The organism is Candidatus Clostridium eludens, from assembly GCF_045310515.1.
Taxonomy (GTDB): domain Bacteria; phylum Bacillota; class Clostridia; order Clostridiales; family Clostridiaceae; genus Clostridium_B; species Clostridium_B eludens.
The window spans coordinates 38,552-60,293 of the sequence record NZ_JBJHZX010000021.1 but is presented as its reverse complement, the minus strand read 5'-3'; the positions used below and the strand labels follow the sequence as shown (position 1 = coordinate 60,293).

Annotated in this window: 17 protein-coding genes and 2 riboswitches; of the genes, 3 read left to right on the top strand and 14 right to left on the bottom strand. The window is 31.4% G+C overall.

Annotation, left to right across the window (positions count from 1 at the left end; translation table 11 throughout):
- Nucleotides 1-11 precede the first annotated feature (11 nt).
- The 6 genes from ACJDU8_RS14490 to nifH all read right to left on the bottom strand — a co-directional run bounded on the left by ACJDU8_RS14490 (nt 12) and on the right by nifH (nt 8,206).
- The gene (locus tag ACJDU8_RS14490; RefSeq protein ID WP_406792863.1) at nt 12-1,526 is read right to left on the bottom strand and encodes a nitrogenase component 1; all 1,515 of its coding nucleotides are present in this window, start codon (nt 1,524-1,526) and stop codon (nt 12-14) included.
- Between the two features lie 59 nt (nt 1,527-1,585).
- Nucleotides 1,586-2,413 carry an ABC transporter ATP-binding protein gene (locus tag ACJDU8_RS14485; protein WP_406792862.1) on the bottom strand — a complete coding sequence of 276 codons (828 nt, stop codon included), beginning with the start codon at nt 2,411-2,413 and terminating at the stop codon, nt 1,586-1,588.
- 115 nt (nt 2,414-2,528) lie between these two features.
- The gene (gene nifB, locus ACJDU8_RS14480; protein ID WP_406792861.1) at nt 2,529-3,800 is read right to left on the bottom strand and encodes a nitrogenase cofactor biosynthesis protein NifB; all 1,272 of its coding nucleotides are present in this window, start codon (nt 3,798-3,800) and stop codon (nt 2,529-2,531) included.
- Nucleotides 3,801-3,975: 175 nt separating this feature from the next.
- Nucleotides 3,976-4,079: riboswitch (SAM riboswitch) on the bottom strand.
- A gap of 106 nt (nt 4,080-4,185) precedes the next feature.
- Nucleotides 4,186-5,535 (bottom strand): nitrogenase component 1, encoded by a 1,350-nt coding sequence (locus ACJDU8_RS14475; protein WP_406792860.1) that lies wholly within the window; start codon nt 5,533-5,535, stop codon nt 4,186-4,188.
- A 169-nt stretch (nt 5,536-5,704) separates the two neighbouring features.
- Nucleotides 5,705-7,285 (bottom strand): nitrogenase component 1, encoded by a 1,581-nt coding sequence (locus ACJDU8_RS14470; RefSeq protein ID WP_406792859.1) that lies wholly within the window; start codon nt 7,283-7,285, stop codon nt 5,705-5,707.
- A gap of 102 nt (nt 7,286-7,387) precedes the next feature.
- The gene (gene nifH, locus ACJDU8_RS14465) at nt 7,388-8,206 is read right to left on the bottom strand and encodes a nitrogenase iron protein (RefSeq protein WP_406792858.1); all 819 of its coding nucleotides are present in this window, start codon (nt 8,204-8,206) and stop codon (nt 7,388-7,390) included.
- Between the two features lie 265 nt (nt 8,207-8,471).
- A riboswitch (SAM riboswitch) is annotated at nt 8,472-8,575 on the bottom strand.
- Nucleotides 8,576-8,786: 211 nt separating this feature from the next.
- On the opposite strand from nifH, the gene ACJDU8_RS14460 reads away from it, so the two are divergent.
- The 3 genes from ACJDU8_RS14460 (at nt 8,787) to ACJDU8_RS14450 (ending at nt 13,112) form a co-directional block, all read left to right on the top strand.
- Nucleotides 8,787-9,722 (top strand): AAA family ATPase, encoded by a 936-nt coding sequence (locus ACJDU8_RS14460; protein ID WP_406792857.1) that lies wholly within the window; start codon nt 8,787-8,789, stop codon nt 9,720-9,722.
- 479 nt (nt 9,723-10,201) lie between these two features.
- Complete coding sequence (locus ACJDU8_RS14455; RefSeq protein ID WP_406792856.1) at nt 10,202-10,858, top strand: DUF58 domain-containing protein; 657 nt, start codon at nt 10,202-10,204, stop codon at nt 10,856-10,858.
- Nucleotides 10,859-10,880: 22 nt separating this feature from the next.
- On the top strand, nt 10,881-13,112 hold the full coding sequence (locus tag ACJDU8_RS14450; RefSeq protein ID WP_406792892.1) for a transglutaminase-like domain-containing protein: 2,232 nt from the start codon (nt 10,881-10,883) through the stop codon (nt 13,110-13,112).
- A gap of 309 nt (nt 13,113-13,421) precedes the next feature.
- Here ACJDU8_RS14450 and ACJDU8_RS14445 read toward each other — a convergent pair whose 3' ends face one another.
- The 8 genes from ACJDU8_RS14445 to ACJDU8_RS14410 all read right to left on the bottom strand — a co-directional run bounded on the left by ACJDU8_RS14445 (nt 13,422) and on the right by ACJDU8_RS14410 (nt 21,741).
- On the bottom strand, nt 13,422-14,798 hold the full coding sequence (locus ACJDU8_RS14445) for a leucine-rich repeat domain-containing protein (RefSeq protein WP_406792855.1): 1,377 nt from the start codon (nt 14,796-14,798) through the stop codon (nt 13,422-13,424).
- A 97-nt stretch (nt 14,799-14,895) separates the two neighbouring features.
- Entirely contained in the window at nt 14,896-15,660 is a 765-nt protein-coding gene (locus ACJDU8_RS14440) for an ABC transporter permease (protein WP_406792854.1), read from the bottom strand.
- Between the two features lie 24 nt (nt 15,661-15,684).
- Entirely contained in the window at nt 15,685-16,797 is a 1,113-nt protein-coding gene (locus tag ACJDU8_RS14435; protein WP_406792853.1) for an ABC transporter permease, read from the bottom strand.
- A gap of 108 nt (nt 16,798-16,905) precedes the next feature.
- A complete protein-coding gene (locus ACJDU8_RS14430) occupies nt 16,906-17,091 on the bottom strand; it encodes a hypothetical protein (RefSeq protein WP_406792852.1) in 186 nt (61 codons plus the stop codon).
- 110 nt (nt 17,092-17,201) lie between these two features.
- Nucleotides 17,202-18,095: an ABC transporter ATP-binding protein gene (locus ACJDU8_RS14425; protein ID WP_406792851.1), complete on the bottom strand. Its 894-nt coding sequence runs from the start codon at nt 18,093-18,095 to the stop codon at nt 17,202-17,204.
- Between the two features lie 29 nt (nt 18,096-18,124).
- On the bottom strand, nt 18,125-18,943 hold the full coding sequence (locus tag ACJDU8_RS14420; protein WP_406792850.1) for an ABC transporter permease: 819 nt from the start codon (nt 18,941-18,943) through the stop codon (nt 18,125-18,127).
- Between the two features lie 276 nt (nt 18,944-19,219).
- Nucleotides 19,220-20,287 carry an ABC transporter substrate-binding protein gene (locus ACJDU8_RS14415; protein WP_406792849.1) on the bottom strand — a complete coding sequence of 356 codons (1,068 nt, stop codon included), beginning with the start codon at nt 20,285-20,287 and terminating at the stop codon, nt 19,220-19,222.
- Between the two features lie 131 nt (nt 20,288-20,418).
- Nucleotides 20,419-21,741 carry a nitrogenase component 1 gene (locus ACJDU8_RS14410; RefSeq protein ID WP_406792848.1) on the bottom strand — a complete coding sequence of 441 codons (1,323 nt, stop codon included), beginning with the start codon at nt 21,739-21,741 and terminating at the stop codon, nt 20,419-20,421.
- Nucleotide 21,742: the final 1 nt, after the last annotated feature.

Below are 21,742 nucleotides of genomic sequence, written 5' to 3'. Positions count from 1 at the left end.
TAACTATTCCATTAAATTTGCACAAAACTATTTTTTTCTAATATATACGGATCTTTCTGCTCAAGCCACCATTTTGTATAAGGCAGCTTAGTATGCTCTGATAAATCCTGATGAAATCTTTTATGCTGAAGTATTTCCAAAATGGTTTCACCTAAATTTAAAATTCCGCTGTAGCCTATGGCATGGTGTTCATCTCCCAGTGGAGCTGCAGGAATTCCCATTCGGGAGGCCAGAGGGGCTAGTCCATTATGCCTGATAAGAATAAAATCTGGGTTTACATTTTTAAGCAACCCATAAAACTGAAACTGCTGCCTGTTACTTACACTAAAATTAGCAACATCCTCATAGTTATCCACTAGGAATTTAAGAGTATCCTTGCTAGAATCATTATTGTCATATATCGGGTCATGGTGAAATACTAAAGATCCATCTACCTGAATTCCAAGTTCTTTAAGCACTGCAATAAGCCCATGAGAATAAGCTGAACCTGTAGCCGCATAACCCTTTTTACCTTTTAATAATTTTTTAAGTTCTTCTATTTTAGGTGCTATTCTTTTATGTTCTTTTTCTATATATATTTCCGCTTCTTTTTCTCTATGTGTAACTCTTGCTAACTCTCTTAACCATGCATCCGTTCCTGCGATTCCATAAGGTTGAGGTGCCTTAACTTCAGGTACTCCAAAATGCTCTTCTAAAGCAGCCGCCATATAAGAACCTAAAGTGTTACAGAAGGTAACAGTAGCTGCAGCTTCTGAAAGCCTTTCTAAATCTTCCACTTTAGCTAAATCTATAACATAGTTAACTTCAAGTCCTAACTCTGCCAGCATAGGCGTGAATACATCACTGCCCCAAAGGTTAATTATATTTACTAAATTCTCTTGTTTCTTAGGATTTTTTCTAACTAGCTGCCTTAAAATTCCATGCTGGGTAGCGTCAAACCCCGTGCTCCAGTGCTTCGATCTAAATCCTTCACAATACATAGGAATAACCGGAATATTAAGTTCTTCCTGCATTTTGGTGGCTACACTATCTACATCCTCTCCGATTATTCCTGATGCACAGGATGTTCCAATAAATATTGCCCTGGGATGATGTCTATCCCAAGCATCTCTTATAGACCGTTCCAATTTGTCAAGTGCCCCAAATACCATATCTGTTTCTTTCATATTGGTGTTAATTATTTTTATATTTTCTATAGGCAAATTTCTAATAGCAAGTCCATTTCTATATATAGAATTATAGATTACCTGACCAGCTCCACAGCCTATGGGTGCATGCTGAATTAAAACTGCATCTCTTACATTTCCTGCCTGACATTCTACCATTTGCTCACTGCAAGTAGAACCTTGTGTAAAAGGCCCTGTAGCCTCACAAAGCCTCTTTCCTCCATTTCCTTTACAGCCTGCACAAGTAAAGGCAGAGTCTTTAGAAAGCTCTGAAGCTTTTCCAGTTTTCCAGCCAATAATAGTCCCCAGCCGCTGCTCACGGGTGTCTACTACAGAAGTATTAAGATTGAATTTCTTCATATGTTATATCCTCCCTTGATTTAACTAATAAAATACAATTGTTGCCAAAATTATAATTTCTAAATCACATATTTTTTATCATTATCATGAAGTAATTCCCATATTCGATTTCTATTAGAATTAAATTCTTGAGACATCCTTACATTAACGGTGCTTCTGGGCCTTGGAAGGTTTATTTCAATAATCTCTTTAATCCTGCCTGGATTAGAAGCCATTACCACTACTCTATCCGCTAAAAATACTGCTTCTTCAATACTATGAGTTATAAATACAATAGTTTTATTAGTTTCTTCCCATATATTTAACAATTCTTCCTGAAGCAGTTCCCTAGTTTGGGCATCTACTGCAGCAAAAGGCTCATCCATAAGTAAAACATCAGGATCATAGGCTAAAGCTCTTGCAATTGCTACCCTCTGTTTCATACCTCCCGATAACTCATGTGGATATCTTTTTTCAAAATTGCTTAATCCTACAAGCTTAATAAATTTATTACTTATTTCTCTTCTTTTATCCTTTGGTACACCTTTTATTTCAAGGCCAAATTCAATATTTTGTTCTACAGTTCTCCAAGGAAACAGTGCATATCCCTGAAAGATAATACCTCTATCCAGATCTGGTCCTGTAATCAATTTATCATCTATATATATTTCGCCTGATGTAGGTTTAGATAATCCAGCTAGAACATCTAAAAAAGTTGATTTTCCACATCCACTAGGCCCTACAATAGTTATAAATTCTCCTTGTTTTATTTTTAAATTCAAACTATCCAGAGCTAAAAATTCATCCACTTTTTGGTTACCTTCAGATTTTATATTATAAAATTTCTGTACATCTTTAACTATAATTTTATAATCATCAGGCTTTAATTCTTCAACTACTTTACTCACTTAACTCCCCCCCTCTAATCTTCAACTACAAAATTTGGTGATGAATCTTTAGTATATTTATCAAATTTATTCACTTTGGCTCTTTCTTCTGCATTTGGAATACTTTTAATGTTTTTTACGAATCTTTTTCAAGTAATTCTATAGCTTTTTTTATGCCCTGTTCTATATTAAAATACATTTGAAATACCTTTATTCCCTTTTCACGTAATTTGCTTAAAGGCTCAAAACCTATTCTTAATACAAGTACTGCATTGCAATCCTCTATAGTTCTTAAAATATTTGATATTTTATTGTCATGTCCGTCACATTCCTCTATGCCATTGCAATATTTATTTATAATTCTTTTTTCCTTAAATTCAATCTTTCCATTTACTACATCGTATATATAGAATTGTGACACATGTCCAAAATGTGCATCTACATTTACGCCAGACTTAGTTGCAACTGCAAATCTATAATTACTTTCCTTGTAAAGTTTTCCTTTATTTTTAAGATCAATTACATTTTCTCCTTTAAAACCTTCTTCATTGTCACCTCTAAATTCACCGGATATATCCTTATCTAAAGTTCCTATTGCATCTGCTCTACATTGTTTGCAGTGATACATCTGCTTTAAATCTAGCTGGCATTTTTTTCTCATATCATTTAGCTCCAGATCACTCACTGTAGGCATATTTTCAAATACACTGTCTTTAACCGGTATAAGAGGCATAATATTTGTCATATATGCTCCACATTCCTTAACCTTTTTCACTATTTCAGGAATGTGATTACTATTGATTCCCTTTATCATTACAATATTTACCTTGCATATTACACCCTTTTGAGTAATATACCTAAGACCTGACAATTGATTATTCAATAATATATTTCCTGCCTCTTCCCCTTCAAGTACATTGCCTAAATAATTAACAAATTTGTATATCTTTGCACTTATTTTAGGATCAACTGCATTTATAGTTATAGTCACATGAGTGACTCCCAGTCTTATTATTTCATCTGCATAAAAAGGCAGCATCAATCCATTAGTAGAAAGACAAAACGTGATATCCGGCGATTCCTTTTTTATTAATTCTATAGACTTTTTAGTTTCTTCAAAATTTGCCAGCGGATCTCCCGGACCTGCTATACCTACCACAGTCAAATTTTTCACTTTGTTTTTTACTATATTAAATTTATCTCTGGCCTTTTTAGGTGTTAAAACTTCACTGGTTACTCCCGGCCTAGTTTCATTCACACAATCGTATTTTCTATTACAAAAATTACAACTAACATTACACTTTGGTGCTACAGGAATATGCATTCTTGCATACTTGTGAGAAATACAGTTGTAACATGGATGCGTTAATGTCCTCTCCTCTATACTTCTTGCAAAATCTACACTCATATTTTATTTATCTCCTTTCTAGATAACTTAAATATAAAAAAAGACTAAATAAACCGAATAAAATTCAGTTTATTTAGTCTCCAGTGTGTCTGGTCAACTAAAGTATCGAAATTAATATTATATAAGTAAAAAACTTCTCACAGATGAAATGTAAGAAGTTTAAATCTTTCTTAATATCTCATCTTTCAGGTTACCCCGCAGGAATTAGCACCATTGAATAAATAATATTCAGGTTGCCGGGCATCATAGGGCCAGTCCCTCCGCCTCTCTTGATAAGAAATTCTATATTAAATTTTAATCAACTTTAAGTTTCTTTACTTATTGATGATACTATACAATTTTTTAGATGTTTTGTCAATAGTTAATTTTTTATAATTATTATTTTTTATTTTCCACCTACAGTTGACGTATAAATTCTCTCTATCAACTGCAGGGCACCTCTATATCCTATATGACATCTGTTCAGTACTACTGTCTCAGAAGAAGGCGGATCTATTTCTATTAGTAATGCATTTTTTTCTCGTGCTACATCAGATTCCCATGATGAACCTAATATCAATGGAACTCCTGAACCAAAATCGGCTTCTGAAAGTGATTTTTCTGCAAGATAACCATCTTCAATATATTCTACTTCCACAGATACACCTTCTGATAGATTCCTAAATTCCTTACTTATTTTCTCTCTAAATTGCTCTGGCGGATTATCCGTAATGATTTGCTTTACAGGTATAAGTCCAACCTGATCTGATAGAAATTTTGTATAGGCAAGTGTATACGCACTGTCTCCTACAACAGAAAATCGAGAAGGCAAGCCGTACCAATACTCTGCAAAAAAGTGTGAAAAAGAATCTAAAAAATAATAATACAATTCTGCTTCTTCTGCAATGAACGCTTCTGATTTTTCAGCATCGATTCCTGCATATTCAACTAATTGTCTTATAAAAGCAGTAGTAGCTTCCTCACCAATAGGTATTACAGGAATATGCAAATAAGGCTGATTATATTTTTTTTCTAAATGTTTCGCAATATTCACTCCTACCCACGGTGATATTACAAGATTAAATTGTGCTTTAGGAATTTCCTTCCATTCCTTCGCTCCACCACTTTGTGGTCCAAAAAGTACATTTACTTCAAAACCTACGTTCTTTAAAATCCTTACAATCTCCAGATAGTCTCCACGCCAATTTGTATTAAAAAAAGGTGTCTCAAACCACAAATTAATTAATCCTTTTTTCTTTTCACCTTTATAATCTCCAACGAATTGGTCTATGATTGCTTCCACAACAATTTCATGACCTATAAGGTTTGAACCTTTGAAGCCAGCTGTATCTGCATACACTATAGGGTAACCTGCCTCACGGTATTTCTTTACAATTGCTCCAACATCATCTCCTATAAGTTCTCCAGTGCAACCTGTAGCTACCACAAATAATTCACCCTTGTAAATTGCTAAAACTGATTTTATTAAATCATCAAGTTTTTTTTCACCTCCAAATACTATATCATTCTCACCTACATTTACACTGGCAACATTACCTCCACCAGTACTGGTAGAACCTTGAAAACCATTTTCAAATCCCATAAAAAAATATTGTTTGTACATACATCCCGGACCACAATTCGCAATTGGAACACCATTCTTAATTGCTACTGCAGTATATGCACCACCCACTGCACAAGCATAATGGGGATGTACTATTGTACTACTTTTTTTATTTATCTTAGTCTCAGCCACTCTAATCCTCCTCATATATTCTTAAGAAATTTTTTTTACTACGTTTTCGCAGTTTTTTATTTTTTGATTACTTTATTAGAGCTAATAGTTAGAGGATCACCTGCTTACACAGTGTATCCTAAATTACTTAGTCCTGCCCGTCCATAACCAAAGTGTCAGTGCAACTTACTTACACAGTTTTTGCTATTTCATCAAACACTTCAAGTTTTACTCTTTCATCAAGCACTTCAGGATGCTTTGCAAGCAAAAATGGATCATTTTGGCTAAGCCACCATTCATTATATGGACTTTTAACGTGTCTAGAAAGAACCTCATTAAACTTCTTTCTTGCAAGAATATCTAATAGAACCTCACCTGTCCGAATTATTCCATCATAACCAACAGGAAAATGCTCATCACCCATGGCTAAAGATGGGATACCAAGTTTTGCCGCTTCAGGTGCAAGTCCTTGATGTCGAATTATTACAAAATCTGTCTTTACTCGTTTAAATAGGGCATTTAGTTGGAATGCCTGTGTTTTACTTACTGTAAAATTAGGAATATCTCCGTAAGTGCTTATAAGTTCATTCAGCGTATCCTGATTCTCATGTCCACCATCATAAACAGGATCGTGATGGAATACCACAGAACCATCAACACCTATCCCTAATTCACGCAAAACTGAAATAAGACTATGTGCATAAGATGAACCTGTCATAATAAATCCTTTAATTCCTTTAAACTTTTTGCGCAATTCTTCAATTTTGGGAAGTACTTTTTCATGTTCGTTCTTTATATACTCTTCGGTTTCTTTTTCTTTGCCAACAATTTTACCAATTGCCCTGAACCAGGCATCCGTACCTGCAATTCCATAAGGCTGAGGTGCATCAATCTGTGGAACACCAAAATGTTCCTCAAGTGCTGTAGCCATATAAGAACCAAGTGTGTGACAAAAAGTTGCAGTAGCCACAGCTTCCGATGCTTGGGCAAGTTCATCATAGCTTGCCATATCTATCATATAATTTACTCTCAGACCAAGAGGTTTTAACATTTCTGTAAAATAATCAGTTCCCCACAAAGCTACGATGTTAATTAAATCTTTTTGCTTTTCAGGTTTACGTTTTACTATTTGACGTAAAACTCCATGCTGTGAAATATCAAATCCAGTACTCCAGTGTTTTGATCGAAATCCTTCGCAATGTAAGGGAATAACTGTCACTCCAATTTCTTTTTCCATCTCTTCTGCAACACTCTCTATATCTTCACCTATAATAGCAGTAGCACACGCCATGGAAATAAAAATTGCCTTAGGATTAAAACGTTCCTTTGCATCTCGTATTGTTTGTTTTAGTTTATCCGAAGCACCAAAAACCATATCATTTTCCAAAAGATTTGTGCTGTAAATCTGTAAATTCTGTGGTGGTTTATTTCTTCTTCCAAGTCCCATGTTAAAGGCAAGATTAAACCAAGGGTTATCTGCCGAACATCCAATTGGAGCATGCTGAATAAGTACACAGTCTGTAATATTTCCTATTTGACATTCAACAATAGCATTAGCACACATCGTCTGTTGATTCAACGGTGAATTTAATTCACACAACCGACAAGCTTTCTGTTTTCCACAACCATCATGTTTTCTTTGACTTCTCAATTCATAGTTTGATTCCTTCCACAACTCAGTTGCCGAACCATCCCAAGCAGTTATAGTTCCTAATCTCGTCTCTCGGTTTTCTACTTCCGTCAAGTTAAGATTTATTGTTTTTTTTGACATTGTATCATCCTTTCTATTCTCTATACATATGAAATCCATTATCTTATATAAGCATTTATATTACATGGTTTATCACGTAAACTTCAGCCGAACCCACGTTATTTAATCTATAAGTCCATGCTCTAAAAATATTTCTTCAAGTCTTTCCTGACTCATAGGTTTTGGAATTACAAACAATTCATTTTCTTCTATGGATTTTGCAAGAGATCTATATTCAGCAGCCTGATTCTCATCAGAATCAAACTGTATTACTGTCTGTTTGTGAATTTCAGCTTTTTGGACCACATTATCCCTTGGAACAAAGTAAATTAGCTGAGTGCCTAATTCTTTTGCAAAAGTCTCCAATAATTTCTTTTCATTGTCTACATTTCTGCTGTTGCAAATAATTCCACCTAATCTTACTCCACCTTTTTTAGCATATTTTTTTATTCCTTTTGATATATTATTTGCTGCGTAAAGTGCCATCATTTCACCACTGGCTACAATATATATTTCTTTGGCTTTTCCTTCACGGATAGGCATAGCAAAGCCTCCACACACAACATCGCCTAATACATCATAAAAAACATAGTCTAAGTCATCAGTATATGCTCCTAACCTCTCCAGCATGTTTATAGATGTAATTATTCCTCTTCCTGCACATCCTACACCTGGTTCTGGGCCGCCAGATTCAACACATCTTATTCCTTTAAAGCCCGTCTTCATTATATAATCTAATTCTACATCCTCTCCTTCTTCCCTTAAAGTATCTAAAACTGTCTTTTGTGCAAGTCCCCCTAAAAGAAGTCTAGTAGAATCAGCTTTAGGATCACAACCAACTACCATAACATTTTTCCCTATTTCAGCTAATCCTGCTGTTAAATTTTGTGTAGTTGTAGATTTACCTATTCCACCTTTTCCATAAATTGCCACTTGTCTCATATATACGTTCCTCCTCAAATTGAAAATATGATTATTAAATTTATCTCTGGCTTCTTCAGGTGTTAAAAATTCACTGGTCACCACCAGCCTAGTTTCATTTATATCCTTTCTGCATAACTTAAATATAAAAAAAGACCAAGTAAACCGAGTAAAACTCAGTTAACTTAGTCTCCAGTGCGTCTGGTCAACTAAGGTATCGAAATTAATATTATACAATAAAAAACTTCTTACAGATGAAATGTAAGAAGTTTAAATCATTCTTAATATCTCATCTTCCAGGTTACCCCGCAGGAATTAGCACCATTGAATAAATAACATTCAGGTTGCCGGGCATCATAGGGCCAGTCCCTCCGCCTCTCTTGATAAGAAATCTTATATTGAATTTTAATTGAAATAATGTACTTTTACTTATTGATAGTACTATACAATTTTTTAGTTCTTTTGTCAATAGTTAATTTTTATAACTTCAATAAGTAATATGAAAATACCCCTAAAGTACAATTTTGGCTTCTTGTAATATTATTTTTATAGTATTATTATATTAATAAAATTAGGATGATGGCAGTAGGAGGAGTTTAGTTTGAGGAAAGATATAGAAGATGTCATAGAAAATATATCCAATGTTATAATTGGCAAAGAATTAGTGGTTCTGGATATGTTAAAGGCAATTTTAGCAGAAGGCCATGTGCTTATTGAAGATATTCCTGGTGTTGGGAAGACTATGCTGGCAAAGGCTTTAAGTAAAAGCTTGGACTTAAATTTTAATAGAATCCAATTTACACCAGATATATTGCCTTCTGATATACTTGGAGTTTCTATTTATAATCCAAAAAGCTGTGAATTTGACTTTAAAAAAGGACCAATCTTTTCAAATATGATTTTGGCAGATGAAATAAACCGAACTTCACCTAAAACTCAAAGTGCATTAATTGAAGTAATGGAGGAATGTCAGGTTACTGATGGAAATAATACCTATCCATTAGAGCTGCCCTTTATAGTAATAGCTACAGAAAACCCTCTAGAATATACCGGAACTTTTCCATTACCCGAAGCAGTACTGGATAGATTTATGATTAAATTATCTTTAGGATATCCTACAAAAGATGAAGAGATAAAAATGCTTTCTACTAGAAGTAAAAATCCACTAAACGGCATAAGCTCTGTTATAACACTTAGTAAATTAAAGCAGCACCAAAGCCAGGTTACAAATGTGCATGTAAGTAAAGGAATATATAAATTTATAGTTGATATAGTCCATAAGACAAGAAATTGCACCGAATTGTTTTTGGGAGCATCACCAAGGACTTCTATTGCATTGTTAAAAATATCTCAGGCAACTGCATACATATATGAAAGAAACTATGTAATTCCAGATGATGTGAAAGAAAATATAAAGAAAGTACTTTCCCATAGAGTAATATTATCAAAAGAAGAAAAATTTAAGGGTACAGATGTTTCTACCATTATAGATAATATAATAAAAGAAATATCCGTACCAAACATTAAATATTCATGATAAAATTTAAAAATTCATTTTTGATTACTTTAGCCCTATTAATCGTAGTTCATTATTTTTATGGGAAAGAAATAGTTAATTCTTTACTTCTAGTATTTTTATCAATGTTATTGCTTTCATTCATTTCATTACTTTTCTTAAAAAAATATATATCAGTTAACTTAAATTCAGAAAATAAAAAAAAATTTGTGGGTGAGAATTTAAAAATTTATTTACATTTGTATAATAGAAGTTTATTTTTATATCCTTATGTAAACTTTATATTAATTTTTTCTAATACAGAGGAAAAATTAAATGAGAGTTTAAGCTTATTACCTTTTAAGAAACTTGAAGTTCAATTAAATTTTAAATTGACTTCCAGAGGTATTTATAATTCAACAAATTATTTTCTAAAGGTGAAGGATGTATTTCTGATATCCTCAAGAAAAATAAATTTTAAGAGTAAATTTACTGTAACTGTCTATCCAAGAGATGTAAAATTGCCAATAGAAATTCAAAATATTATAGATAGTATATATAACTTCTCAAAAAATAATATGGCTTTACATGAACCAGACACTTATTCATCTGTTGATAAATATGGATTAGGAGATAATTTCAAAAATATACACTGGAAAATAAGTGCCAAAAGAAACAATTTATATGTAAAAAAATTTGATTCTATAAAAAAACAGAACATCCGCATTTATATAGATATGACAGATTATGCACCCATGACAGAAAATCTTCATAATGTGACAGATGAAAATTTAGTTTCTTTTTCGCTATCTATAATCAAATACTTGTTGTGGAAAAATGAAACCATTTATTTAAGTATTGAAAATTTGGAAATTTTCAATTTAGAATTAAAAACCCCAGAGGATTATTTTTCTGTTGTATCCTATTATCTAAGGCATAGGAGCATGGGAAGGGACAATTTTTTTAATAGGGTACTACAAAATACGACACAAAATGATGAAAATTATGAAACTATATTTATTATAACTAATACAATATTATCTGAAGATTTAGAAACCATTGCTAAAATAAAAATAGATTGTAAAAATTTAATTATTTTTACCCTTTTAGATGTTTCCGCCAAAATGAAAAACCTTCTTTCCCGTATTGATGTAGATGTAATTAAAGTAACTGTTTAAGGGAAGTGATATATTGAAGAAAATGTATATTCCAATGGCTATAATAAATGTGATATTACCTATTATTTTAATTATTAAAGCATATATTGTTGTGGACATTTCCTACATAAAAATAATATTGTTATTTATAATAACTTTAGTAATATTTGAGATTGTAAATTATATTAAAAATAAGAAAGCTTTTTTATTTCTATTAGCCATATTTGTTATATCAGCTATATGTATAGTAATTTATAAATATTCTTATTTTATGTCATTAGTTTATAATTTAATGGATTCAGCAATAAACATAGATAATTTGACTATCATGAATTCAACCGTAAATTTTTCATTGATTTTTCCATTCTATGTTTTAATAATACCAGGAGTAACATTTTGTTATTTGATTTTATTTAAATTGAACCTAGGAGCAGTAGTGACATTAGTGAATACTTTGGTACTGCTGATATATGATTTGATAAAATTTAACAGGGCTGTAAAATTCATTTTACCACTATATATTTTTTTGACTTTTATAAATTTTATCATATGTAAACTTGGCAAAAAAGCCAAAAAAAATTACAGCAAATCTATAATCATTTATTATTTAATAATATGTATTGTTCTTTCCAGTATTACATATAGCTTTGTACCCTATAGATCTGGTAAATATACAGATTTAGCTCAATATAAGTTTGATAAAATCTTCAATAGCAGTGATGATTTTTATAATGTTTCTACTATTGGAATAAATGAAGGATATATATCATTTTTAGGAAAAAAACTACAGATGAATAGGGCCAGACTCTCACTAATAAGCGGAGATGTACCACATTATTTGAGAACAAAGGTCTATTACAGTTATAACTATAATAGATGGATAGAAAATGTACAGCTGCCAATAATAATAGGTAATGGGACATTAGATGTACCTAAGTTAATAGATGATAATATACCAAATTTAATAGATAACAATAATCTTGTCAAAAAAAATATTAACCACAATGAGAAAAATGGAACTAAAATAAAAACCCTTTCAATTGAAAATTTAAGTAATAATTTTTCCAATGTTATGATATCACCTAATTTCATTACAAAGGTAATTTCCAAAAGAAATTCATATATTACCATGTATGATAACGAAAACTATTTAACAGGACAAAATCAGTCCAATTACACTATAAAGTTTTATGATTACGATGATATAGAAACCTTTGAAGATTATTATAAATCAAAATATAAAGACGATATAAATAACATTCATGAAAATATTACTAATAATAATACTAATTATGGCATAATTGATAATGCTCTGAATTTTACTAGTTCCCAAAGAGTAAATACATTAGCACATAAAATAACTGCAAAAGCCTCTAATAATACTGAAAAATTGAAACTCATCCAAAACTATCTACTTAATAATTATAGTTATGACTTACAACCTGATGCAAATGATACCTCCTCGGATTATGCAGATTTTTTTTTATTTGATGAAAAGCGTGGATACTGTATGTCTTTTGCTACGGCTGCTGTTATGTTATGCAGGGCTATAGGTATACCTGCCAGATATGTAGAAGGTTTTAGAATCAGTGATGAGAAGGATTATAAAGGAAGATATGTTTTAAGGTCATCTGATGCACATGCTTGGGCAGAAGTGCTTACCTCTATGGACAAGGGAATATGGACAATATTAGAAACCACTCCCAATAATGAAAGTGAACCTTTAAACCTAGAAAATACTGTTACAAAAAGCAATATTCAAAATATGAAACAAGAAAAACAATCAGAGGAACCAAGTAATAGTAGTCAGATAAATACACCTCCTGCAACAAAGAAGCCTGCTGTTAAAAAAATGCAAAATAATTCGAAGAAAAAAATCAATACCGTGAATTTAATTAAAAAACTTCAAAATTCCAATTACATCATCATAATAGTCTGTATAATAATTTTATATATTCTAATTAAGTTCTTAAAGAGAAAACTTATTCTTAAAAAAGTAATCCACAGTGAATCCACTATACCATTATATACTTTTATATTAAGAAGACTAAAAACAATAAATATAGTGAAACAGCCTTGTGAAACTGATAGGGAATTTGCTTTCAGAATAAAGGACAAATTGGATATTGAATCACTAGTAGAGACTGTATACAAAGAAATATACGGAAATAAAGAAAATATGAAAAATGATCTTAATAAAAAATTTATCATAGTAACTGTAGAAGAAACAGTAAAAAACAATTCAAATGCTTTTAAATATTATATGCTCCTTTAAAAATTTAAAAGTTTTCTATTTTGAAAAATAAAAATAAATAACATTAAGAAGTATGGTGCAGCTAAGCTGGGCCATACTTCTACATATTGTTCGCGTAATTTATCTTTATCATTATTTTTATTTTCTAAAAAAGAACCTGCATTAAAATATCTATTTCTATATGCAAAACACTAGAAACTTACATTACCACTTAAAAAATTGGGCAATAAGCCTCTAGTGTAACTACTCAACTTTAAACATAAAATTCATTTTACAAACATATTTCCCATGGAAAGAATATATACTACTTTAATTAAAAAACTTCGTATTTTAATAATAAATATTTTTTAACTGCAATAAAGCTTTTTTTAATGCTTTCTGATCATCAGTACTAATTTTATTACCCTGTAAAAAAAGATACTCTAAATGAGACATTTTTTTTAATGGATTTATATTACTTATTTCATTATTTTTCAATTCCAGAAACTGCAGATCAGCTAATGCTGCCAATGAATTTAAATTACTTAATTTATTAGAACTTAAAGAAAGATTCTGTAATTTAGTTAATTTTTTTAATGGACTTATGTCACTTATTCTATTAGATTGCAAATCAAGATCAAATTGCAAATTAGTCAATCCGCTTAACGCACTTATATCGCTTATTTCATTATATGACAGAATAAGACTATTTAATTCATTTAATCCTTTTATACTACTTATATTTCTTATTTTATTAGATTGCAAACTAAGATTCTGTAATTTAGTTAAACTTTTCAATGCGCTCACATCGCTTATTTCATTAGATTCTGCATAAAGATAATGTAAATTAGTTAATCCTTTCAAAGAACTTATATCACTTATTTTATTTGATTGTAAATCAATACTATATAGATTAGTTAATCCTTTCAGAGAACTTATATCATTTATTTTATTAAAATTTAAAGCAAGAGTCTGCAAATTAGTTAGTTCCTTTAATATACTAATATTACTTATTTGGTTATTTTTTAAACCCAAAGTTTGTAATTTAGTTAACGTCTGAAGTGGATTTATATCATTTATCTCATTATGATCTAGATAAAGGGTTTGTAAATTAGTTAATCCTTTTAATGAAGTAATATCACTTATTTGGTTATTTCCAAGATTAATCATTTGCAAATTAACCAAGTTTTCAATTCCACTTATATCCTTTATATCTTGCCCACTTGCTAATAATGTTATAATATTCTTAACATCACTTTTATATAAATCACCTGTTGACTTGTGAATACTATATCTTATATTGTTTTCCAAATTTTTATCTTTAAAGGTGATTATTGTATCATCAGGCTCATGATCAGCTACAGTTACAGTACAAGTAGATGTCTTATGTCCGTCTACAGTAGTTGCCGTAATCTTTGCAGTTCCTGTGTGCACACCTGATATCACTCCATCATCATCTACCTCTACTATATTTTTATCTGATGATGACCATGTTACTGCTTTATTTGTCGCATTGTTAGGTAATATAGTTTTATTTGGAATATATGTATTTCCTATAGTTAGCTTATATATAGTTCTATCAAAATTAACCGATGATACTTTAACATATTTTTCATTTGCTACTGACGTATAATTTTTGTTACCAGTAACACCTTTATAAATAGAATATATGCTAACAATAAATAAGATAATAACAATCAAACCTATTTTCTTTTTAATACTGCTCAATCTGTACCACCCCCTAAATATACATAATAATATTGTTATTTTTCTATATTTCAAAGAATTAAAATCTATTCTCAATAATTATAAACCTGTAAAAATTTTACAATCTACTTTCTCCACTAACTACAAACCTATCTTGAATAAACTTTATTAAAATATCCATAAATAATCCAAGGAAAGCTATAACAACAGCCGTTGCAAATAGTCTTTTTATATCATAAATCTGCTGATAAGTTAACAGTAACCATCCTAATCCTGAACTAGCGCCCATCATTTCAGCTGCAATAAGCATAAAAAATGAATACCCTGCACTTAATCTAAGTCCTAAAAAAATTGATGGTAAACTTGATGGTATTACTATTTTATAAAATAGTTTCACTCTTCCAATTCCAAAAGATCTGGCTTCTTTTAATATTAAAGAATCTATACTTCTAACGCCATAAACTGTATTAAACACTATAGGCCATATACAAGTCCATGCAATTACTGCTACTTTAGTTTCTTCTCCAATGCCTAAAATTAAAATAAAAACATGGAACAATAAAAAAGGGTTAATTTGAGAAAAAATTTCTATAACAGGTTCTGTTACTAAATCCAGTTTAGGGAACCATCCTCCAAGTAAAAATCCTAGCGGTATACCAATCACAATGGAAACAGCAAATCCCAGCAACGCTCTTTCTACGCTTATACCAACATTTAACATGAAATTTTGTAAAAAAATCATATTCCATAATGATGTTATAACACTAGAAAAGGATGGAATAAATTGAGGATCTACTATTCCTAACCTGCTGCTAATTTCCCATATTGAAATAAATATAAATATAATTAAAAATTTATAAATAACATTATCTTTTTTCTTCATGAACATGCCTCCTTAAAAGAAACATTATTTTTTCATATTCATATGTTCAGAATTACTTCCCCCATCTTCTTTCATCTCCATATTCATATGCTCGGAATTCTTTTTATTGTCTTTTTTCATATCCATATGTTCAGAGCTCTTTTTATTGTCTTCTTCCATATTCATATTTTTCATGTTACCTTTCATATCCATATGCCCCTCAGCATTGCTGTTACTAAATCGACTGCTAAATTCTGTAGTATTGGCATAATTAACTTCGTAACTTCCAATTCCTATAATTGCAACTGCCAGTATGGCTAATATTGCAATCTGATTTTTATGAAATTTAGTATTTACTTTTTTCCATTTAGCAAAACTAAAACCATGTTCTGTTTCTTTCCAAAAAAATAGTTTATTTTGAATATATATTAAAAATCTGTTTAATAGGAAACCAAGAGCTACAATGAATAGTCCAGCTGAGTACATTCTAGGAATTTGATTGTTCATTGCAGAATTATGAAAAAGCCATCCTAATCCTGCACTGGCACCTATCATCTCTGCTGCAATAAGCATAAAAAATGACATTTCTGTTCCTACTCTAAGTCCAGCAAAAATTGAAGGCTCTGCCGATGGCAATATTACTTTTTTAAATAATTGCCAGTTGGATATTTTCATAGAACGGGCAGCCTTTATTAAAAGTTTGTCAACACTTCTGGCCCCTAATATAGTATTATATAAAATTGGCCATATACATACCCAGGCAACCACTGCTAGTTTTGCAGTTTCACCTATTCCAAAAAATAGTATAAACATAGGCAGTAATGAAAAGGGATTTACTTGACCAAATATTCTAAAAAGTGGATCCATTAGGTCAGCAATTTCACTAAACCAACCGCCCAGTAATAACCCAATAGGTATTGCAATAATAGATGCTATGATGAGCCCTAACAAAACCCTCCACAAACTTACCATGATATTTGTAAATAAAGCATTATTAAACCATAAAATGTAAATCTGTCCTAAAACCCTAGAAAGAGGTGGAATAAATTGAGGATTAAAAAATCCTATTTTAGGTAATATTTCCCACAAGCATAAAAGTACTACTACCCCACTATATCTCCAAATGTAATAACTGTAATTTCTAGTCGTTCTGCTCATAATAACTATCATTCCTTTTTGTAAATAAATTTTAAAATTATTTATGTGGTAAATAAAATTTTGTACAGTAATTCTTATCTTCGACAAAGTTGGAAAAATACACTTTACCTATAAATTCAAGTACGATATTATAAGCGTGCTCTCTTTCCAACTGCTGCCGAAAACCAATGTTCTATTTTTATGCCCATATTCCTGCTGCTGTATTTCACTTCTAGGTATAACGTTCCATTTACCTACTCTACCTAACTTATTCTCAAAAAGTATATCAATTTTAAGCTCAATCCCCTCAAGCACGCTTTTTATCTCCTCCAAATTCCCATTCCAGTATGGCATAGTTGTAAACACATTTACTAATTCTTTAGTTAATTACTTTCTAAATATTAAATTTATCTGCACATATGACTTTAATTTATTATTTTAGCTTCATTTTTACTTTTAACATTATGCAGAAGTTCCCAAACTCTATTACTTAGAGCATTAAATCTAGGTGTATGTTTTATCTCCCCTAGCTTTCTAGGTCTTGGTAAATTTACATCTATAATTTCTTTTATGGAACCAGGATGAGTTGATAAAATTGCAACTCTATCTGCAAGGAATATTGCTTCTTCAATACTATGAGTTATAAAAATTATAGTTTTATTAGTCTTTTGCCATATACGAAGAAGTTCTTCCTGCATGGTTTCTCTAGTTTGTGCATCAACTGCAGCAAAAGGCTCATCCATCAAGAGCACTTCAGGATTATAGGCCAGTGATCTAGCTATTGCCACTCTTTGCTTCATACCACCTGATAGTTCATGAATATAGCTATTTTCAAAACCATTTAGACCAACTAAATCTATAAACTTCTGACTAATTTCTCTTCTCTCCTTTTTAGGAACTTTTTTTAATTCTAATCCATATTCAATATTTTTATGAACATTTCTCCATGGAAATAAGGCATATCCCTGAAGTATTATGCCGCGATCTAAAGCTGGTCCAGTTATTAGTTTACCATCGATATATAACTCTCCAGAAGTAGGTTTCGAAAGACCTGCAAGTATATCTAAAAATGTAGATTTTCCACAGCCACTTGGACCTACAATAGTAATGAATTCACCTTCACGTATTTCTAGATTAATATCTTTAATTGCAACAAATTCTTGTGTCCCTTTTCTCCCTTCTCGATTTTTAACATTAAAAGTACGCGTTATATGCCTAGCTGAAATTTTTATTTCTTTCTTATTCTTATTGATATAAGAATCGTGATCATTCTCTTCACAAAAATCATTTTGTTTTAATAATGTATTTTGTCTACTCATATACAAACACTCCTTTTTATTATATAAATTTATACAGTGGAAGAATCTTCTTTCCAAGTAATTATTGAATGTTCTAATAGCGCCAACAATCTTATCAATGCTAACCCAAGTACTGCAATAACCATTGCTGCTGCATACAGCCTGTTAATATTATAATTAGTTTGTGCATTTAATATTAACCAACCTAGCCCCTTACTTGCCCCTATCATTTCAGCCGCAATTAGCATTAAACATGCAGTACTCATAGCAGATCTAAGCCCTAAAAAGATTGAGGGTGCTGCTCCCGGCAAAACAACTTTATAAAAAAGTGAAATTTTTGGTGTGGCCATAGCTCGTGCCCCTTTTATTAATGTAGGATCGATATTCTGAACACCATTGATTGTTTGAAACAATACCGGCCATACAGCTGTCCAAAAAATTATTGCCACTTTTGCTACTTCCCCAATTCCAAAGAATAACATAAATATAGGGAAAAGTGTAAAAGGATTAATCTGTGAAAGTATCTGCAGTAATGGATTTAATATCTCTTCAAATTTCTTAAACCAGCCTCCTAAAAGAAATCCCAATGGTACACCCACTATGGTCGCAAGGGCAAAGCCCTCTAATGCTCTTGCTGCACTTGCCTGTACATGAATAAGTAATTCTCCCGATACCAACATTTTTCCAAGATAAACTATAATATCAGATAATGATGGTATAAATTGTCTATTCACTACTCCTATTGTAGGTAATACTTGCCATAAAATAAAGAAAATTATTATGGCTATAGACTTTCTAGTAAAAACCCCCAACTTATCTATTATAGATATTTTCTTTTCCGCTGTCTTTTTGACTGTCACAGCTGTCATACGATGCATCCTCCTTATACAATTTATTATTTTTAACAAAATTTACATAGTAGACTTTTTAACTTAAAGCTTTTTATAAATATTACTTTTCGGAAATACAACATATATCCTAAAAGTAAAAATGCCAAGTTTCCAATAAATTCATTGAAAGCTTGGTCTCCAGTTTCTCTGGTCAACCATATTTTATTACTGAATATCTTATTTCTATTAATATACTATGGTCACAAATTATTGAATAACTAAATAGTGATCAGACTATTTATTATTGTTTCATATCTATTTGTAGTATTCATCTGTTACCATATCTGAAACTTTTACTTTACCTTTTGGTATAGATCCACTTGCAACTGCCCCATCTATCCACGGTTGTAAATACTTTTCATTGTCAATATTTGAAGTTTCAGTATAATAATGACTACCACTAACCGGCTGTCCTATATGTTTTGCAGTTAAATCTGCTGCTTCTTTAGTATTATGATTTGCCCAAGTATCTGCTTCTAGCATTGCTTTGAGGAATTTTCTGGTTACATTTGGATTATTTTTTGCCCAAGTTTTATTAACAACCCAATAAGTTAAACCTGCCGCTGGTCCAAGACCTGAATCCAATGTATCGGCTATTTTTACATTTCCTGCCTTTTCCATTCCTGTATAATAAGGTGGATGTACTGCGGATACATCAACTGTTCCCTGTGAAAGAGCCTGTAATGCTTGAACATCTGGCATTGTAACCCATTCTATTCTGTCTTTTGGAAAACCATCTTTATCAGCTATAGTATTAGTAACAAAATCAGTACAAATATTAGCAGCAATTGTTGTAAATTTTAACTTTTGACCTTTTTTATAATTTACTAAATCTTTAAATGTTTTAACTCCAGCTGCCGAAGCTTTTGCACTGACAAACCACCACATATGTCTATATTTGGGATCTATATCTGGTGATGGATCTACTCCATTGGGCCCTATTCCTATTATATCGGCCCCTCCCGCTACTGCCGGTGCATAAGTATTTGGATGAAAGGATTCAACATAATTGTCTCCCTTTAAAATTGCTGGAATTTGTTGGGCTGGTTGAGTTTCACCTGTGTACACTACTTTCAAACCATATTTCTTAAAAAATCCCTTTTCATCGGCAACAACCCATGGTGTAGATGAACAATCTATCTTTGATGAAGTTTTAATTGGGATTAATCCATCTTTATCCGGTTTTAATGCATCCTCTGTTGCAGTTTTTGATGAAGATCCTGACGAAGACTGTTTACCGCAGCCAGTTGCCAATAAACCTACTAGGCATACTACTGAAGTAAAAATTAATAAATTTTTTTTGCTAAATAGTTTTTTGATCATTAAATTAAATCCTCCTTAAAATTAAGATATCTTTTATTTCATATATTTACAAACAAGTTATTTATTGTTTTCCAATGATATCTATTAAATATTTTTATTAAAATGAAATAAATCAAGTTTTGTAAACATACTCAATTATGTTTTAGCAGTGTTTTACTATAAATATCTTCTATTAAATTTAAGCCTCCCGTATATCCTACATAATTACGTTGTAGTATAACTCTGTCTACTATAGGTAATCCTACACTTATACTTGTAGCCCCAATTTTAGATGCAATATCTACATCCCATGAACTTCCTAAAATCAATGGACTTATACCAACATGGAACTTTGATAATTCTGCATTAATTATTCCTCCATCTTGAGAAAAAGTTATGCCAGAAGATATACCTGTCCCAATATCTTTAAAATATCCTCTAATGACATCCCTAAATCTCTCAGGAACATCTTCAGTTATAAATTGGTGTTCAGGTAAAAGGCCCAAATCATTTACCAAAAATTTAGTCATAGCCAGTGAATAAGATGAATCATTTATAGTAAAGAATCTTTTAGGTAAATCAAATCTAAATTCCACTAAAAAATCTGCTAATCTAGTTAAATAATGATAGTATTCATCCTCTTCTTTTTTTATTACTTTATTTACTATTTCTTTGTCCATACCTGCAAAATCCACAACTTTATTTAAAAATCTGGAAGTTTCACTTCCTCCAATGGGAAGTATTGGACAATGCAGATAGGGTGTATTAAATTTCTTCTTTAAAAGCTCTGCTATCCCTACACCTACCCAAGGAGATATTACAAGATTAAATTCTGCATGGGGGATGTCATTTATAGCATTTATACCACCGCTGTTGTATCCAAATAATATATTAGCATTAAGCCCTATACTTCCAAGCAATCTTTTTATTTCCTGCAGATCACCTTCCCAAAATGGATCATGAATTGGAACTGACGCAAAAATATTTACAAGTCCTGGCGTTCTTTTTCCATCATCTTTTAAGTACTGATTTATTATAGCTTCCAGAACTAATTCATGCCCCCTATATGCATCACCTTTAAATCCTGCTGTTTCTGCATATACTATTGGGACACCTTGTCTTTGAAATTCACTTACTACACTTCCAACGTCATCCCCTATTATATCTGAGGTGCATCCAGTGAGAACCACAAATAAATCCCCGTCCATTATTTTAAGAGTACCTTCTATAAGTCTTTTTAATTTCTTCTCTCCTCCAAAAACTACATCTCTTTCTATCATATTACTGCATGGAATAGCATCTCCTCCTGCATACCCTGTTCCCTGATGTCCTCCACATTCAGACATTGCTGCTGATAACTTCGAACTACACCCTGGTCCAGCATGAAGTATTTGAATAGCTCTTTCTATGGCTGTAACTGTTTGCTGTGCACCAAGAGAACAAAAATGTCTCGGTTCCTCAAGTAACTCACTCATT

What these genes read in the sequence shown, in the direction of transcription:
- ACJDU8_RS14415 (WP_406792849.1), bottom strand. Translation starts at nt 20,287, where the DNA reads ATGATCAAAAAACTATTTAGCAAAAAAAATTTATTAATTTTTACTTCA.
- ACJDU8_RS14490 (WP_406792863.1), bottom strand. Translation starts at nt 1,526, where the DNA reads ATGAAGAAATTCAATCTTAATACTTCTGTAGTAGACACCCGTGAGCAG.
- ACJDU8_RS14450 (WP_406792892.1), top strand. Translation starts at nt 10,881, where the DNA reads ATGTATATTCCAATGGCTATAATAAATGTGATATTACCTATTATTTTA.
- nifH (WP_406792858.1), bottom strand. Translation starts at nt 8,206, where the DNA reads ATGAGACAAGTGGCAATTTATGGAAAAGGTGGAATAGGTAAATCTACA.
- ACJDU8_RS14440 (WP_406792854.1), bottom strand. Translation starts at nt 15,660, where the DNA reads ATGAAGAAAAAAGATAATGTTATTTATAAATTTTTAATTATATTTATA.
- ACJDU8_RS14425 (WP_406792851.1), bottom strand. Translation starts at nt 18,095, where the DNA reads ATGAGTAGACAAAATACATTATTAAAACAAAATGATTTTTGTGAAGAG.
- ACJDU8_RS14420 (WP_406792850.1), bottom strand. Translation starts at nt 18,943, where the DNA reads ATGACAGCTGTGACAGTCAAAAAGACAGCGGAAAAGAAAATATCTATA.
- ACJDU8_RS14410 (WP_406792848.1), bottom strand. Translation starts at nt 21,741, where the DNA reads ATGAGTGAGTTACTTGAGGAACCGAGACATTTTTGTTCTCTTGGTGCA.
- ACJDU8_RS14435 (WP_406792853.1), bottom strand. Translation starts at nt 16,797, where the DNA reads ATGAGCAGAACGACTAGAAATTACAGTTATTACATTTGGAGATATAGT.
- nifB (WP_406792861.1), bottom strand. Translation starts at nt 3,800, where the DNA reads ATGAGTGTAGATTTTGCAAGAAGTATAGAGGAGAGGACATTAACGCAT.
- ACJDU8_RS14470 (WP_406792859.1), bottom strand. Translation starts at nt 7,285, where the DNA reads ATGTCAAAAAAAACAATAAATCTTAACTTGACGGAAGTAGAAAACCGA.